A 13845-nucleotide genomic window follows, 5' to 3' on the forward strand; every position below is an offset into this window, starting at 1 on the left:
AAACCAAATCATTAAAATATTATGAAAAAATTAGTTTTATTGTTGATGTGTTCATTGCTAATTACCGGACTGTTTGCTCAATCGGATAGTACAAAAAAGTTTAAATCAAAAGCAAAAGTTTTATTCAGCATAAACAGCGATATGTGGCTTAATGCTGCCAACAATATTGATGTAAAGCCAATATCACTTGGAGCAGAATTATTTTCTGTATCAAAAAAATATTTCGGTAAAAGTCCGGTTGGTATCATGTATGGATTAGGTATAACTTCTCATAATATTAATTACAATATGTTTTTGAGTAATGATATATTCAACAGAACTGTATTTACTGAAATTCCCGACTCACTGAAGATGAAAAAAAATAAATTATCCGTTACTTATCTTGACATACCGCTGGAAATATTTTTCAGTCCGAAAAAAGGTAAAAGCATAAATATTTCTGCCGGCATGAAAGCAGGATATTTAATAAATTCGCACACAAAATATAAAGGAAAAAATCCTGACGGAAGTGGAAATAACCTTAAAACCAAAACAGCCAACATTAAAAACATCGAACCTTTCAGATACGGCATTACAGGAAGAATAGGATATGGGAATATTTCTATAAGTTGTTATTACTCTCTTTCAAGCTTATTTAAAGAAAATAAAACTACAGATGTAAACCAGCAGATACTTAAAGAATATATTCCTTTCACAATTGGTATTACTTTTTTGTTTTTGTAAAATAGTCATTAAAGAGTTTAAAGTCTAAAGTTTAAGGTTTCAAGTTGTGCCTGTCATTCTGCATATATGCCAGCAATGAATTGTTGTTTTATCTTTAGACTTTACACTTTTTTAAATCAGAACAAAAACGAGCATTACAGTTAATCCAACAATAAAGCCGGTATAAACTTGTGAAGGATTGTGGGCATTAAGTTTGAGTCGCGAGAAACCAATTAACCCCGATATAAAAACAGAAATAATCAGATATAAATTCAGGTTGTTGCCTACATGCTGTGCCAGAGCAATAATAAAACCGGTAAGTCCGCCAATGCCAACCATGTGAGCACTTATTTTCCATTTAATATTAACAAGCAATACTATTATCACCGACACAGTTGCTCCGAGAAAAATATTACGGATAATATAAGGAAGTTCAAAATTTTTCAAAATGCGAAAAGAAGTATAATAAAAAACAGCTGTTATGAGGTATGGCAACAATCTATCCTGAAGGCTATCCATTTCAATATTTTTTACCACACCCTTTTTTATTAAAAATAAAATAATAACCGAAGGAAGCAGGAATGTTAAAACAAAAATCATAAGTATAATAATATTTTTCCCCTCCGGGTTAAGAGCAAAAGATATATATGAATTTATGTATAATACCAAAAACATACATATTGTAGGCATCAATAATGGATGAAATAAATATGAAATTATTTTTGCAATACGAAATTCCATGATAATTTTTCAACAGAAAATTTTATTGAATGATGTGGAACAAATATATGATAGTTCAATTTATTGGATTAAAATTTTGTATATCTGCATTAACTATTAATCGCACAATTGCGGAAATCGGTACAATTTACCTCATCAGAGTGACGTATCCGGTTTTATTATATGATTTCGTACTGGATTTGGCACTTATCGCATAATAATATGTTCCTTCAGCAGCTTCAATTCCAGATTTTGTTTTACCATCCCATCCAATATTATGGTCGGTGCTTTCCCAAATTAAATTACCCCACCTGTTGTAAATAGCCAGTTTAAATTCTTTGATACCGCTGCTTCTTAATTTGAAGAAATCGTTATAGCCGTCGCCATTGGGAGTAAGCACATTTGGAACATCCATTGCTTCTGGTATGTCAATTACTTGGTATGTTGTATCCAAGCATCCGTTTGAAGAACGAACAATCAGTATCACGGTATCTTTACCATTGGTTCCATAAATATGATATGGGTTGAATTGTTCGGAATTTTTTCCGTCACCGAAACTCCATAGATAATAACTTCCGCCGATACTGTTATTAATAAAGCTTATCAAATCATCCTCATAAATTTCTGTATTTGGTGTATATGTGAATGCCGCAATTGGTAGTGGAAATATAGTTACATTATAATTCAATGTTTTTGAATTACAGTATTGTCCTTTGTAATAAACGGAAACTGTTCCCGTTCCTCCGGGAATATTCCATTTTATTTTAACTGTTTTTGCAGAATCAACGCCCACGATAGTTCCTCCTGTTATTGACCAAAAATAAGCACTGTCAGAAGGTCCGTTAACAGTGTATGTAAATAAACTGTCGTCGTCAGCACAAAAACCGCTCGAACCGGCAAGATTAATTATTGAAGGACCTTTTACTCCAAGTGCAAAAGGATGATTAAGCAGAGACAAATCACTTGGATTAACTGTAGCAACATAATCCATGGTTGTAATGCCTGTTGTATTATTTAAAGCAGTAACATGCCATTCTAAAGGTGTTGGGGAAGCATCCCAATGTGTTATCACATCAAATACTCCGTCGTTTACTTTTATATAGTACATTGTAATATTGGCAGGACTTGTGCCACTTGTTCTTTCAATAACATGATAAAACAAATTATTAACCCAGCAAAGTGAATCGTCTTTTGAAGCAACATTATATCCATCAATGGTTGCATTGTTGTTTACGAGTTTTACTGCATAAGTATTAGCATTGGTGGTTGTTGGTGTGAGTTCAACAGGACGGTATCTTGCAGTAATCAAACTTGAACCAACCGGAAATAAATAACTGTTAGCTGAATTTGTAATTCTTGATAATCTTCCGTTTCCTATACTGCTCACAAAACCCGTAGTTCTTGTAATTGCATTTACATTAGAGGTTTTAATGTACATAACATTAGCATCAGTTGCAAGCTCATGGTCAAGTAAATCAAGTAAATTATTAACACTTGCATCTACAGTTTGTCTTTTTATACTTCCTGCAGTTCCCATAAGTAACAGGTCATGAAAAGTAGTACTTTGTGCGGTGCCGCTTGTAATAAGCTGATTGCCACCTGTGAGTTTAACAGTACTTAAATCACAATTGAACGTAACATCATTAATCCAGTTTCCGGTTACTTCATAAATTCCGTCACCTTCGGTAAGTCCCTGATTAATAAAATCACCGTCAATAATGGTTCTTCCATCATTATGGAATTTATTATTGACAATATTTGCGGAACCGTTTATTTGTATCAATGAGCCGGGTGTAGCTTGCATAATTGCATTATTGTTGGTCAAAATCGGCTGAGCAGAAGTTCTGAAACAAAATAACGTAGCTACAAATAAAATGCAGAGTATAACATTTTTTTTCATTTTCATAAACTTAAAATTATAGCATAAATGTAGTAAATGCAATGGATAAATGCAAATTTTAAAATTCTTATTTGTTGGTAATCGGTAAAATTTTCCTTTACACATTATACGTTAAAACTTTAATATAAGTTTCAATTTTTAATTAAATCACAACTGATTATTCATAAAACAGGGTGTATTTCAAGGTAAATTCCGGGGCTAAATTAAACTGATGAAGCTGTCTCAGAAGTAAAATTTTAGTATTTTTTTCTCTGTGGCTCTCAGTGACTGCTCTGTGAATCTCTGTGTAACAATAAAATAAGAAATAACACAGAGAACCACAGAGAATGCACAGAATTACACAGAGCACTTTTAAAGACAATCTCGTCAGTCAACAAACTTTCTTATCTTTTCGGCTTATACCGCGACAATGACAATATTTTATTTGCATCATTTTCGTTCATTAATTGCTGAAGAGGTATTTTGTTGTTGTTCATATAGCTTTTAACTATCTGCCAGCCGAGCCAAACACCTGTTCTTCCCGGTGATTCCTTAGGAAAAACTGATGTGGATGGTGCATCGGAAATAAACTTTTTTATCTCAAGTTCATTTTGAGTAAATAGAATTTTTTTATCAACAATATACGCCCACATTTTAGATTCGTACTTTTTACACCATTCTAATTGCTTTAAACTAAAACCTATTTTAAAAGTATCTTCATAATCGGGTAAGATTGCATCAATGAAATACATTATTTTTCCTTCATAAATCATATTATCCACCAGCGTATTTGATTTACTTTTAAATTCAAAAAACTTATAAGCTAATGCTTTTATGCCATCAACTGCAATATATTCTTTTCGCATGGTGCGTCTTTTATATGCAGGTATTGTAAGTTTCGGATAATATTCCGAATTTTCTCCAAGATACATATCAAGAGCAATTGCTATAATACTGTCAGTTACAAATACGGGAAAATTAAAACCACTTACACATGTGAAGATTTTAGGTATAGTTTTGTCGGGATAATAGTATTTGTAATGTTTGAATGCATCGTTAAACTGATTGTTGAGATTATTCAAATCAGGATACTCTTTTATACAATCTTCCTGTATTTTTTTAATATCGGCATCGTTCACAAAATTTAAAATTTTATAAATAAAAACAGAATCCTTATAATTTTCTGCCATAAGAATATCCCTTGAATAAGAAATAAAAAAATTGCTGTATGTTTTCAGCAGATACGGTAATTTTGCTTTCAGCGATTTAGCATCATTTATAAACAAATCCTTATCCAATCTTTTTATTTCAATATTTTCAATTTTCACTTTGCTGACATCAACATTTAACTTTTCCTTTTTTGTATGACAGGAAAATAATAATAGGCATAGTAATAATTTGATATAAGATTTCATTTGTATAAATTTTAAAATTAGTCGGATAATAATGATTTTTTATATGAAAAAAATTTTATTAATATTGCAGTAAATTATTAATTAAACCTCAAAATTATGAAAAAGTTATTCTGTTTAGTATTTATAACTTTATTTTTATTTGAAATAAGTTATTCACAAAGTAAACCAAATGACAAAAATTTTCGTTTCGGACTTAAAGCAGTTCCTTCTCTTGCATGGATGAAACCTGACAGCAAATTATTTGAATCAAAATCACCTAAATTTTGTTTTGCTTATGGGTTGATGACCGATTTTAACTTTACTTCCAACTACGCATTTTCTACAGGTATTGAAATAACCAATAATGGCGGAACTCTCGTATTTCCAATCCCCCCAGACGATTCAACGTACTACAAACCTGAAAAAGACACCTCTAAGAAATTTTATATATTAAATAGAAATTACAAATTAAGATACATTACACTTCCGGTTCTTTTAAAACTAAGAACAAATGAAATTGGCTCTATGACTTATTTCGGTCAGTTTGGTGTTGATGTTGGATTTAAAATTAAAGCACTTGCCAACGATGAAGGCAAAACGGAAGGAACAAGCAATGTAACAACAAATGAAGCTGTTGATATTGCAAGCGATATTAATTTCTTACGACTTGCACTAAATATTGGACTTGGCTTTGAACTAAATCTTGCCGGAACAACATCATTGGTTGTAGGTGTAAACTACAACAATGGTTTTACAAATGTTCTGAAAAAAGATTCAAAAGATCTTTTTGACAAAAAAGGAATAGCTTTAAAACAAAACGCAATTTCAAATTTTGTTTCTCTTACATTAGGTATTTTATTCTAAATACCAAACCCTGCGATGGTTCGGAACCATCGCAGGGTTGTTAGTAATTTTAACCCAATAGCAAAAACAGTTACACTTTATTTACCGTAATTTCCACACAAGAGCACTTGCTCCCAAAATTGCTGCATCGCTATCGTTTAAAACCGAGGGTAAAAGTTTTATTTTGTTTTTATATATTTTAAGTAATTTTTTCTCCAGATAATATTTTGTAGGTTTAAAAATCAAGTCGCCTGCTTTTGCAACACCTCCGAAAAGAAATATTGCCTCAGGACTTGTATGAGCTACAGTATCGGCAAGTTTTACGCCTAAAATTTTACCTGTTATTTCGAAAGTTTCCAAAGCGATTTTATCTCCCTGTTTTGCAGCTTTGCTTATCATTTCAGTTGTTAATTTATTAAAAGAAATTTTTCGGAGTTCACTTTTATTATTTCTTAATTTTAGAAGTTCAACAAAAGTTTTTTTAATTCCACCTGCCGAAACGTAAGTTTCAAGACATCCTTTTCTCCCGCAACCGCACTTCCGTCCATTGTAATCATAAATTGTGTGACCTATCTCGCCTGCAAATCCATCATGTCCGTATATCAATTCTCCGTTTGCCACTATTCCGCTTCCCAAACCGGTGCCAAGGGTAATTACAATAAAATCCTTCATTCTCTTAGCTCCGCCGTACATCATTTCTCCGATAGCAGCAGCATTGGCATCATTGGTAAGGCAAACAGGAACATCAAAATATTTTTTGAAAATCCCAACAACATCAATAATACCTTTCCATTTAAGATTTGGCGCAAATTCAATTGTTCCTTTGTAAAAATTTCCATTCGGCGCTCCTATTCCCACTCCTTTTAATTCGATTTTTTCTTTTACTATTTTTAAAGTTTTTTCAATTTCCTCATATAAAATTTTAAAAAATCTTTCGGGAGAAATTGACGAATTTGTGAAAATAGAATTTCTAATAAGACAATTTCCATGCCTGTCAACCACACCAAAAACAGTGTTGGTTCCACCAATGTCAATTCCGATTGCTGCTTCTTTCATGTGTTTAAATTTTATAAGTAATTAATATTTCTGCTGTTAATTTGCTGTTTTGGTTAATTATCTTTTTTAGTTACTCACTCCCACAAAAACCAACCGCACAACCTGTTCGTGAATATCCATACATTACTTTGTTGAAAGGTGCACTGCTCATTTAATCATTTACGGTTTGTGTTCGCTGCTGGCGGATTTGCATGGATATTTCATATTTATTATTTTGATTTAACAAATGTAATAAAAAAGTTTAAGGTTTAAAGTTATTTGTCATCAAGTAAGTAGTGTCTGTTCATAAAGTCGAGAGTTTGGTTCAGAATGTCCGAGTTCGAGGCTTTCGAAGTTTTACAAATCAGGAGTTTACTGTAGTAAATGACTGATTTGTAAAACGAGAATAACGAAGAACTCGGACATTCTGGACAAACTCTAAGTAGTAAGGAATTAGTTTTTATAGTAAATTATTTTTTTAAATTTGTAATCCTAATAACATTTAAAAATGAAAAAACTTCTATTCATTTTTTTTCTTGTACTTTGTTTTTTTAATAAAAATTTTTCGCAGGAACAAAAAAAAGATACTTTAAAACCTGTTTTTACTATTGTTGAAGAAATGCCTCAATATCCGGGGGGAGATGAAGCAAGAGTTAGGTTTTTACAAGAAAATGTTAAATATCCTCAAGAAGCAAAGAATAATGGAATTCAAGGTAAAGTATATGTTACCTTTGTTATTGATGAAAAAGGAAATGTAACTGATGTAAGAATTATAAGAAGTATCGGAGGAGGTTGCGATGCAGAAGCTTTAAGAGTTATTAAATTAATGCCCAAATGGTTACCCGGAAAACAATCAGGAAAACCTGTAAGAGTTCAATATAATATGCCTATTATTTTTACCCTAGAAAATTCGAATAAAAATAAATAAATCTTTTTTAATTTTTCAATCTTTTAATCTTAAAATATGCTACGAACAAATACTTGCGGAGAATTAACAATTAAAGATGTAAATAAAAAAGTTACTTTATGCGGATGGGTGCAGCGTTCAAGAGATTTGGGCGGAATGACATTTATTGATTTGCGCGACCGATATGGAATAACACAATTGGTTTTTAACATGGACGCAAATTCTGCTTTATGTGAAGAAGCCAGAAAACTCGGAAGAGAATTTGTGATTTCTGTTAACGGAAACGTTGCTGAAAGAAGCAATAAAAATTTAAAAATTTCAACCGGCGAAATTGAAATAATAGTTGATAGTTTTGAAATACTAAATGAATCAAAACTTCCGCCATTCACAATTGAAGACAACACCGATGGCGGCGAAGAACAGCGAATGAAATACAGGTATCTGGATTTGCGAAGAAATGTGAATAAGAACAATCTTGAACTCCGCCACAAAATGGCAAATGCAACAAGAGAATATCTGAATTCAATAAATTTTATTGAAATAGAAACACCGTTTTTAATCAAATCAACACCTGAGGGAGCTCGTGATTTTGTTGTACCTTCACGAACAAATCCCGGCGAATTTTATGCATTGCCGCAATCACCTCAAACATTCAAGCAATTATTGATGGTTGCCGGTTTCGATAGATATTACCAAATTGTCCGATGTTTCCGCGATGAAGATTTACGTGCCGACCGTCAACCCGAATTTACACAAATAGATTGCGAAATGTCGTTTGTAACTCAGGAAGCTATTCTTGAAACATTTGAAGGACTCGTTAAACATTTGTTTAAAAAAATAAAAGAAATCGATTTAGAAAAAATTCCGAGAATGTCATATCAGGATGCGATGAAATATTATGGCACCGATAAACCCGATATTCGTTTTGAAATGAAATTTGTTGAACTTAATGATGTAACCAGAGGAAAAGGATTTAAAGTTTTTGATGAAGCGGAATTTGTTGTAGGTATTTGTGCCGAAGGTTGCGGAGAATACACAAGAAAGCAGCTTGATGAGCTTACCGAATTTGTACGAAAACCGCAGATAGGTGCAACTGGTTTGATATATGTTAAAGTCGGAAATGACGGTTCTTATAAATCATCCGTTGATAAATTTTTTCCTCAGGAAGATTTAAAAAAAATTGCTGAAAAATTTAATGCAAAAACGAATGATTTAATTTTAATTCTTGCCGGACAAAAAGATAAAACGCGAAAATGTTTGGGGGAACTGCGTTTGGAAATGGCTGACAGGATTGGGTTAATAGATAATAAAAAATATTGCCCCCTCTGGGTTTTGGATTTTCCTCTGTTTGAGTGGCACGAAGAAATGAATCGTTATTATGCAAAACATCATCCGTTTACTTCTCCCAAGCCGGAAGATATGTCGCTGCTCGACCACAATCCGATTGTTGTGAGAGCAAATGCTTACGACTTAGTTATAAACGGTGTTGAAATTGGCGGCGGCTCAATAAGAATTCACGATAAGCAATTGCAGAATAAAATGTTCAAGGTTCTTGGTTTTACCGAGAAAGAAGCACAAGAGCAATTCGGATTTCTGATGAATGCTTTTGAATACGGCGCTCCTCCTCATGGTGGTATTGCTTTCGGTTTCGACCGCTGGTGTACACTATTCGGTGAATGCAACTCAATCCGCGATTTTATTGCATTTCCGAAAAACAATGCAGGACGTGATGTTATGATTGATTCTCCCTCTAACATCTCCTACGAGCAACTAAAGGAATTAAATTTGAAAATTGATTTGAAAAAATAATAAAAATTGTTTTATTGTTGAATTTATCACGACAGCGAAGCTCGTAATGATTGCTAAATTTTTCATGCCTCTATTTCTTAATGACCAATGACTATTGACTAATGATGTGAAATGTTTTTAGTGACAATTACAATTGAAAGAAAATTCAACTCTTGCCTGAGGTAATAACGATTCTATTGCATTTTTGTGTTGTTCGTCAATTGAGATAACCCTTAAATCAAGAAATCTGAGTTTTTTTAAGTTTTTTACTTCAGAAGGAAGAGTGTTCAAACTATTTCCCCACATATCCCAGAATTGCAAATTCTGAAGCAATTCTATATCTCTTGATACAGTTTCTATTTGGTTTTCGGAAGCATTAAGTGCAATAAGTTTTTTCAGTTTACAAACCGATGAAGATAATTCCGTCAATTTATTTTTTGAAATAGTTAGTACTCTCAATTCTTTAAGTTCGGCGATTTCGGGAGGAATCTCTGAGATTTTATTATTCCTGAGATTTAATACCAGAAGATTCTTGAACTTTAATATTTCTATAGGAAATGTCTTGTATCCTTTTCGTTTTAAAACAAGTTTGAAAACACTGTCAGGATGTTTTGATGCTTCTTCAAGCGATGTATATTCTTCGTAACTGTTAAGATTTAGCGAGTCAAGTGCTTTATAAAAAGTATCTAATTTTTGCTGAAGAATTTTTTCTGAATCTAAAGGACTCTTAGTATCCACAGGACTTTTACCAGTTTCCTGAGAATACAACTTAACAACAAAAAATAATGTAATCAGTAAAATTATAATTTTTTTCATCTGTTTAAATTTTGTAAGTAATTAATATTTCTACTGTTAATTTGCTGTTTTGTTTATTTAGCTTTTTTAGTTACTCGCTCCCGCAAAAGCCCACCTATCAACCTGCTCGTGAATATCCATGCATTTCTTTGTTGAAAATAGCACTGAATTTTTAATCATTTACGGTTTGTGCAACTTTTTCTAATTGCATGGATATTTCATATAATTTTTTTATAGTCCAAGTATATTTTTACATTTGGTTTTATCTGAATTTATCTGTTCTCTGAGGGCATCAATAGTTAAAAATTTCATTTCATCACGAATTCTTTCCTTAAAATAAATTTTAATTTTTTTATTATAAATATCATCCTCAAAATCAAAAATATTCACTTCAATTGTTCTCATTTTGAAATTGAAAGTAGGGCGTATGCCTATGTTCAACATTCCCTTATAATGTTTTTTATCAAATTCAATAATTACTGCATAGACACCGTTTTTGGGAATGAGCTTGCTCGCTTCTTCAATTTGAATATTAGCAGTTGGAAAACCTATATTTCTGCCTATTTTATTGCCTCCTATAACTTTTCCGGTTAAAATATAATCGTAACCGAGATAATCATTTGAAAGCTTTATATTTCCTTCTAACAATGCTTCTCTGACTTTTGAGGAACTTACAGGAACTCCATTTACTTCCACCTGTTCTGCTTTTTCAATATTAAAATCATACAACTTACCCGATTGCTGAAAGTAGTCGAAGTTTCCTTCTCTATTAAGCCCGAAATGATGATTATAACCAACTATAAGTTTTTTCACTTTGATTTTTTCTATTAAAATTTCCTTAATGAAATCATCATGTTTCATTTTCGAAAACTCAGTTGTAAAATCAAATACAATAGTATTTTGAACTCCGGATTTTTCGAGCAATTCTAATTTTTCTTCTTTCGTATTAAGTAACTCAATTTCCTTACCAGCAAGATATAAAGCAAGGCGCGGATGCGGTTCAAAAGTAATTATTACAGACTCGCCTTTAAATTCTTTAGCCGAACTATTTAGCATTTCAATTATTTTCTGATGTCCTTTGTGAACTCCATCAAATGTTCCAACAGTAACTACCGGATTTTTGAAGTCAGAAAATTTTTCTAGGTTTTTGTAAATTTTCAAATTGAGTTTTTTATTTTTCCCAAATTTAAAAAAAAATTTAAAATAATTGCTTTTTTAGAATATTATAGTAGATTTGTAATTATAAAAACAATAAAATTATGTCAGGAAATATAGGTAAAATAGCTCAGATAATAGGTCCTGTTATTGATGTTGTATTCGAACAAGGCACTAAACTTCCGAATATTTATGAAGCTCTTGAAATAACAAGAGACAACGGTCAGAAGCTCATAATAGAATGTCAGCAGGATACCGGCGAAAATACTGTCAGAACTATTGCTATGGATTCCACTGATGGCTTGAGAAGAGGAATGGATGTTGTTGCTACCGGCGACTATATTACCATGCCAACCGGTGAAACAATATATGGCAGATTGTTTAACGTTATCGGTGAAGCAATTGACGGTATTGGTTTTGTTCCTAAAACAAACAGCTATCCTATTCACAGAGAGCCGCCGAGATATGAAGACCTCACAACAAAAAAAGAAGTTCTTTATACGGGCATAAAAGTTATTGACCTTATAGAGCCATATTCAAAAGGTGGTAAAATCGGATTATTCGGTGGAGCTGGAGTCGGAAAAACTGTAATTATTATGGAACTCATAAATAATATTGCAAAAAAATATGCAGGATTATCGGTTTTTGGAGGAGTTGGTGAAAGAACAAGAGAAGGAAACGACCTTTTACGAGAAATGATAGAATCGGGAGTTATAAGATATGGAAAAGAATTTAAAGAAAGTATGGAAAAAGGCGGCTGGGATTTATCGAAGGTTGATAAAAAAGAACTTTTAAATTCGCAGGCAACACTTGTTTTCGGACAAATGAATGAACCTCCGGGAGCACGTGCAAGAGTTGCCCTGTCGGGTTTAACAGTTGCCGAATATTTCCGCGACGGTGATGAAAAAACAGGCGGCAGAGACATACTTTTCTTTATTGATAATATATTCCGTTTTACGCAAGCAGGTTCGGAAGTATCAGCACTTCTGGGACGTATGCCATCGGCAGTGGGCTATCAGCCAACACTTGCAACAGAAATGGGAATTTTGCAGGAAAGAATCACTTCAACAAAAAGGGGCTCCATCACTTCGGTTCAGGCAATTTATGTTCCTGCCGATGACCTTACCGACCCTGCTCCCGCAACAACATTTTCGCATCTTGATGCAACCACAGTTTTAAGCCGTAAAATTTCAGAACTTGGAATTTATCCTGCCGTTGACCCGCTCGATTCAACTTCAAGAATTTTATCTCCCGAAGTTGTTGGAAAAGAACATTACGATACGGCTCAAAGAGTTAAAGAAATTCTTCAGAGATATAAGGAGCTTCAGGATATTATTGCAATACTCGGCATGGATGAACTTTCCGATGAAGATAAACTTGTTGTTCAGCGTGCAAGAAAAATACAACGGTTTTTATCGCAACCCTTCCATGTTGCAGAACAATTTACAGGAATGCCCGGTGTGTTTGTAACTATTGAAGATACAATCAAAGGATTCAATATGATTATAAACGGCGAAGTTGATGAATATCCCGAAAATGCATTTCACATGGTCGGCACTATTGAAGAAGCAATTGAAAAAGGAAAACGCTTAATCGCAGAAGCAAAATAGTTCAATCAATAGTGAACAGTAACTGAAAACTTTAAACTGATTTTATGTTTTTAGAAATAATTTCTCCCGATACAAAATTATTTTCAGGCGAAGTGAGTTTGCTCCAGCTTCCCGGTATTGATGGCTCTTTTGAAATACTTAACAAACATGCTCCTTTAATTTCAATTTTGAAAAAAGGAAAAATAAAAATTATTGACAGCGAAAAGAAAAATCAGTTTTTCGAAATAAATGGAGGTGCTGTGGAAGTATTGAAAAATAAGGTAATTGTGCTTGCCGAATAATTAGTATATAAAGTCGTGAAAATCTAATAAATTCAAATAAATAAGCCACAGATTCACTGATAAAATGATTAAATCTGAGAATCTGTGGCAATTTTTAATTTTATGTAAACATACGGATTAATTAATAAAATTCTTGAAAACCGACCGAATAATATTAGGAATTGACCCGGGAACAAATATAATGGGTTACGGCATTATTCAAATTGCCGGTAAAAATGTTGAAGTGCTTTCTCTTGGTGTTCTTCAACTCAAAAAATACGATGACCATCACATAAAACTTCAGAAAATTTTTGAAAGAACATTAAGTTTGATTGACGAATACAAACCCGATGATTTGGCTATTGAAGCACCTTTCTTCGGAAAAAATGTTCAATCAATGCTTAAACTCGGCAGGGCACAGGGTGTAGCAATTGCAGCAGCTTTGTATCGTACAGTTCCGACTTTTGAGTATTCACCGAGAAAAATAAAACAATCAATCACAGGCAAAGGAAATTCAACAAAAGAACAAGTTGCATATATGCTGAAAAATTTATTGAATATAAAAGAAATGCCCGAATTTTTAGATACTACCGATGCACTTGCAGCAGCCGTTTGTCATTATTTTCAAAATAGAATTACCGAAAAGAAAAAATCTTATACTGGCTGGAAAGCATTTATAACAGAGAATCCGGAGAGGTTGAAAAAATTGTAAAATTAGCCTAAAATCCTTCAAAGGTTTGTAACCCTTGAAGGGTTT

At 32.8% G+C, this 13845-nt stretch carries 13 protein-coding genes; 7 read left to right on the top strand and 6 right to left on the bottom strand.

All coding sequences use genetic code 11. The features are described 5' to 3' along the window. The first annotated feature begins 21 nt into the window (after positions 1-21). A complete protein-coding gene (locus WC223_08180) occupies positions 22-723 on the top strand; it encodes an outer membrane beta-barrel protein (protein MFA6924221.1) in 702 nt (233 codons plus the stop codon). 111 nt (positions 724-834) lie between these two features. Here the strand turns inward: WC223_08180 and WC223_08185 are convergent, their stop codons facing one another. From WC223_08185 to WC223_08195, 3 genes are all read right to left on the bottom strand, one after another. After that, positions 835-1443 (bottom strand): hypothetical protein, encoded by a 609-nt coding sequence (locus WC223_08185; protein MFA6924222.1) that lies wholly within the window; start codon positions 1441-1443, stop codon positions 835-837. 127 nt (positions 1444-1570) lie between these two features. Then, complete coding sequence (locus WC223_08190) at positions 1571-3322, bottom strand: gliding motility-associated C-terminal domain-containing protein (GenBank protein MFA6924223.1); 1752 nt, start codon at positions 3320-3322, stop codon at positions 1571-1573. 383 nt (positions 3323-3705) lie between these two features. Next, entirely contained in the window at positions 3706-4716 is a 1011-nt protein-coding gene (locus tag WC223_08195) for a DUF2268 domain-containing putative Zn-dependent protease (GenBank protein MFA6924224.1), read from the bottom strand. 96 nt (positions 4717-4812) lie between these two features. Here WC223_08195 and WC223_08200 point away from each other — a divergent pair, with 96 nt between their 5' ends. Beyond that, positions 4813-5559 carry a porin family protein gene (locus tag WC223_08200; protein ID MFA6924225.1) on the top strand — a complete coding sequence of 249 codons (747 nt, stop codon included), beginning with the start codon at positions 4813-4815 and terminating at the stop codon, positions 5557-5559. Between the two features lie 81 nt (positions 5560-5640). Here the strand turns inward: WC223_08200 and WC223_08205 are convergent, their stop codons facing one another. Further along, on the bottom strand, positions 5641-6594 hold the full coding sequence (locus tag WC223_08205; GenBank protein MFA6924226.1) for an ROK family protein: 954 nt from the start codon (positions 6592-6594) through the stop codon (positions 5641-5643). A 487-nt stretch (positions 6595-7081) separates the two neighbouring features. On the opposite strand from WC223_08205, the gene WC223_08210 reads away from it, so the two are divergent. Together WC223_08210 and aspS are read left to right on the top strand one after the other, a co-directional pair. Continuing rightward, entirely contained in the window at positions 7082-7501 is a 420-nt protein-coding gene (locus tag WC223_08210; protein MFA6924227.1) for an energy transducer TonB, read from the top strand. Positions 7502-7537: 36 nt separating this feature from the next. Next, positions 7538-9289 (top strand): aspartate--tRNA ligase, encoded by a 1752-nt coding sequence (gene aspS, locus WC223_08215; GenBank protein ID MFA6924228.1) that lies wholly within the window; start codon positions 7538-7540, stop codon positions 9287-9289. 117 nt (positions 9290-9406) lie between these two features. On the opposite strand, the gene WC223_08220 is transcribed toward aspS, so the two are convergent. Beyond that, positions 9407-10084 carry a leucine-rich repeat domain-containing protein gene (locus tag WC223_08220; protein MFA6924229.1) on the bottom strand — a complete coding sequence of 226 codons (678 nt, stop codon included), beginning with the start codon at positions 10082-10084 and terminating at the stop codon, positions 9407-9409. Between the two features lie 210 nt (positions 10085-10294). Next, complete coding sequence (locus WC223_08225; protein ID MFA6924230.1) at positions 10295-11224, bottom strand: bifunctional riboflavin kinase/FAD synthetase; 930 nt, start codon at positions 11222-11224, stop codon at positions 10295-10297. Between the two features lie 98 nt (positions 11225-11322). Between WC223_08225 and atpD the strand changes: the two genes are divergently transcribed. From atpD to ruvC, 3 genes are all read left to right on the top strand, one after another. Continuing rightward, the gene (atpD, locus tag WC223_08230; GenBank protein ID MFA6924231.1) at positions 11323-12828 is read left to right on the top strand and encodes a F0F1 ATP synthase subunit beta; all 1506 of its coding nucleotides are present in this window, start codon (positions 11323-11325) and stop codon (positions 12826-12828) included. Positions 12829-12872: 44 nt separating this feature from the next. After that, the gene (gene atpC / locus WC223_08235; protein ID MFA6924232.1) at positions 12873-13109 is read left to right on the top strand and encodes an ATP synthase F1 subunit epsilon; all 237 of its coding nucleotides are present in this window, start codon (positions 12873-12875) and stop codon (positions 13107-13109) included. Positions 13110-13242: 133 nt separating this feature from the next. Further along, positions 13243-13800: a crossover junction endodeoxyribonuclease RuvC gene (gene ruvC / locus WC223_08240; GenBank protein ID MFA6924233.1), complete on the top strand. Its 558-nt coding sequence runs from the start codon at positions 13243-13245 to the stop codon at positions 13798-13800. Positions 13801-13845 lie beyond the last annotated feature (45 nt).

The sequence above is a fragment of the Bacteroidales bacterium genome (genome assembly GCA_041671145.1).
In the GTDB taxonomy this organism is placed as follows: domain Bacteria; phylum Bacteroidota; class Bacteroidia; order Bacteroidales; family JAHJDW01; genus JAQUPB01.

Coding starts and splice junctions, on each gene's coding strand:
- WC223_08180 (MFA6924221.1), top strand. CDS start 22: ATGAAAAAATTAGTTTTATTGTTGATGTGTTCATTGCTAATTACCGGA.
- WC223_08185 (MFA6924222.1), bottom strand. CDS start 1,443: ATGGAATTTCGTATTGCAAAAATAATTTCATATTTATTTCATCCATTA.
- WC223_08190 (MFA6924223.1), bottom strand. CDS start 3,322: ATGAAAAAAAATGTTATACTCTGCATTTTATTTGTAGCTACGTTATTT.
- WC223_08195 (MFA6924224.1), bottom strand. CDS start 4,716: ATGAAATCTTATATCAAATTATTACTATGCCTATTATTATTTTCCTGT.
- WC223_08200 (MFA6924225.1), top strand. CDS start 4,813: ATGAAAAAGTTATTCTGTTTAGTATTTATAACTTTATTTTTATTTGAA.
- WC223_08205 (MFA6924226.1), bottom strand. CDS start 6,594: ATGAAAGAAGCAGCAATCGGAATTGACATTGGTGGAACCAACACTGTT.
- WC223_08210 (MFA6924227.1), top strand. CDS start 7,082: ATGAAAAAACTTCTATTCATTTTTTTTCTTGTACTTTGTTTTTTTAAT.
- aspS (MFA6924228.1), top strand. CDS start 7,538: ATGCTACGAACAAATACTTGCGGAGAATTAACAATTAAAGATGTAAAT.
- WC223_08220 (MFA6924229.1), bottom strand. CDS start 10,084: ATGAAAAAAATTATAATTTTACTGATTACATTATTTTTTGTTGTTAAG.
- atpD (MFA6924231.1), top strand. CDS start 11,323: ATGTCAGGAAATATAGGTAAAATAGCTCAGATAATAGGTCCTGTTATT.
- atpC (MFA6924232.1), top strand. CDS start 12,873: ATGTTTTTAGAAATAATTTCTCCCGATACAAAATTATTTTCAGGCGAA.